Annotated in this window: 3 protein-coding genes; 2 read left to right on the top strand and 1 reads right to left on the bottom strand. The window is 53.8% G+C overall.

Annotation, left to right across the window (positions count from 1 at the left end):
- Both RT688_RS23650 and RT688_RS23645 read left to right on the top strand, forming a co-directional pair.
- The coding region (locus RT688_RS23650; RefSeq protein ID WP_313707265.1) for a tyrosine-type recombinase/integrase at window positions 1-1,670 on the top strand (1,670 nt) is incomplete at its 5' end.
- Window positions 1,667-2,203, top strand: a complete 537-nt coding sequence (locus tag RT688_RS23645; protein WP_313707264.1) for a hypothetical protein — start codon at window positions 1,667-1,669, stop codon at window positions 2,201-2,203. The genes RT688_RS23650 and RT688_RS23645, both read left to right, overlap by 4 nt.
- A 104-nt stretch (window positions 2,204-2,307) precedes the next feature.
- Here the strand turns inward: RT688_RS23645 and RT688_RS23640 are convergent.
- The coding region (locus RT688_RS23640) for a hypothetical protein (RefSeq protein ID WP_313707263.1) at window positions 2,308-2,702 on the bottom strand (395 nt) is incomplete at its 5' end.

Raw genomic sequence — 2,702 nt, 5'->3', positions numbered from 1 at the left:
AGTCCGAACGTAAGGCTCGGATTGAAATTGAGCGCTTCGAGCGGTTTGCAGAGCGCGACCTATGGCGCGATGTTCCTGAACGTAGTACGGAGTTGCCACCTGTGCCAAGTCCGGCCGGGCCGCCTCGGGAAATTTCTACGAAGCCTAAAAACCGTGTCTATATGCCACTTAGCGACGAGTTCTTGGCCGCAGCAGGTTATCGCATCGTATGGCTAGTGGAGACTCTTGGCCCTGCGCTTTTAGACTGCGGGCGCGCAATCAACCAGATAAGGATGAACAATCCGCTCGATGAGGGAGTACGTGAGACGCAAAGTTGGCGCCGTACTGAGCTTTCAAAATCATTTCTGAGGAAATTTGAGTGGATTGCCCCTGATGGTACGCCTATCTTAGAAATCCCCTTTGACATGCATTTCAGCGGCATGGGTAAAGGCGGCGAATTTGCTTGGCCGCCGCGTACTATGTCGCAGGTTCGAATGCTGCTTCGGCAGTTGCAAAGCGCCCACCTGTTCATGTTTCTCATCAGTACTGGAGGCCGTATTAGCGAGGCGCTATCCCTCCAACCTGGCTGTGTTGTGGAAGCCACCGGAGGAATTCCATTAGCAAGTGGCAGGACGTACAAGCTCTCCCTTTCTATCGGGGGAAAGGAGCGTGATTGGCCGATACCGGCTATTGTCGTACAAGCGCTTAAGCAGCAAGAAGAGCTCGCCTCTTTTACTACTCTTGACGATGCTGATGACGAAGATGACGAGGAAGAAACGACTGAGAGAACGCTGGCTACAGACCAAGCTCCCCGAAATGGCGAAGACGGGAACGATGCCGGTTTCGATGATGATGACGAGCTCCTTGAAGACATAATCTCATCCTCCGGGCTTGCATCGATATGGACGCGCGAAGGTGGAAGTGGTGAAGTTATTCACGGTGAGTACAACGTCTACTTGCGCCGCCTGGTGACAGTATTAGGTTTAACAGAGGAGCTTGGCAGCGGCAAGCTGCATGCACATCGGTTCCGAAAGTCGACGGCAAGGCTTATAGCACTTTCGATTCTTGGAGCACCCAAGATTCTCATGGAACTGTTTGGACACAAGCAAATTGCTATGACACTGCACTATATCCTGTCCGACCCGACCATTCGCGCCGAGATGCTGGAGGTGGCACGGGCCCAAACGATTATGCTGGCTAAGACTGCTATTAACAGTGTTGAAGAGGCGGGAGGACCAGCTGCGGACAAGGTCAAGGCTGCAGTCGAAGTGGTTCGCTTCCGAATGGGCGAAGATTTTGGCGATGACTCCATTGAAGCGCTCGCCGAAACACTCACGAATAATGGCCGCGATTGGCAGCTTGTTAGGCCAGGTGTACTTTGCACGAAAGGACCTCAGGTGTCGGGGGCATGCACACCTAGCACTGCGATGGCAGAGCCTTCACGCTGCCGAGCCAGTTGCGACCATCGCCTCGAACTTGGCTTCTTACGTGACGACGTCGACAAGGCCATACGGTTCGCGGTCGCTCAAGTTGAGGCGGCAACTGTTGAAGATGACGAGATGAAGGCTGAGATGTGGCGAGGGCAAATTTTGATGAACATCGACCGTTTTGAGTCGCTTAAGGCCGCGTGGAGTTCGAATGCAATCGTCAATGACTTGTTAGAGTCTCGGAGAGCGGGGGCAGCAGCATGACCGAGGTGAGTCAACGTGAGGCACCTTGGTTGCAAGAGGCTGCGGAGAAAAAACGTGTCGCGACAGTTAAGAAGCTGAGCGACGCCATGAAGGCCATGGAGCTCGACATCCAAGCAAACGATAATCTCTATCCATTTAACGGAGGGGCTATCAATCAGGCCGAGGTCTGTCGCCGCGCAGGGGTGGCGAAAGCACTTCTCCAGTCCCCCTCTCACAAGACATCCACGAAGTTGATGGTCGACACGTGGGTTGCCGAGATTAGAAAGCGTCTCATCACTGGCAGCAAAAACGTCCGCAGAGCAGTTACAGCGAGGGCAGACGACTGGAAGGAGCAACACGAGTATTTACGCAACTCCTATCACATCGATATGTTAAAACTTGAGGAAGCGGAAGCGAAAATCATAACGCTTGTCGCAGAGAACGCCTCCCTCCGCAGCGAAAATGCAGCCCTTCGCGAGCAGATTGCAAAGAACGGCTCGAACGTACGAGCCTTGCGGCCGAAAGCCAAGAAAATCGACGAGGCGCAGCCGTAGAGGCTAACTAAGGGGGCGATTGCGTGCGTCCGCAGCGTCGCACGTACGGAGGCCCCTCCTCGTGATGTCTCGCTTGGACCAAATGATGAACTCCGTACTTCCTCTCAGGTGGGTGGTTGCTCTCCCCGCATACGAATCTCACGCCGAAGCTCGTTACCGCGGGTTCGTGCGTGTTGGAAGGCCTTAAGTATCCTGCTGAGTTCAGCCTCGGATGCCACGCATAGCATATGAAGAAAGACTCCTTGATGGGTGACTTTCATTCCAAGCTCACTTTCGAATGTGAACGCCATTGTTGGCATGGCTGTGCGCATCAGCTGAAAGGTCTGCCAGTTTTTCTGCAAGGCACAGATGTACCGGTCCAACATGTCGCCTTTGATTATCAGACGGAATTTGTTGTAGCGCGGGTCCAGCCCCACGAAGGGAAACACTAGCTTGAACTCGGATGTGAACCGCCCCGGGTTTTGTGGAGGCTCCATTCTTTGAGAAAATGGAGCTATGA

The sequence above is a fragment of the Massilia sp. genome, assembly GCF_032106685.1.
Classification (GTDB): domain Bacteria; phylum Pseudomonadota; class Gammaproteobacteria; order Burkholderiales; family Burkholderiaceae_D; genus Telluria.
Note: the sequence above shows the minus strand (reverse complement) of the source record. Positions and strands in the feature narration are given on the sequence as shown.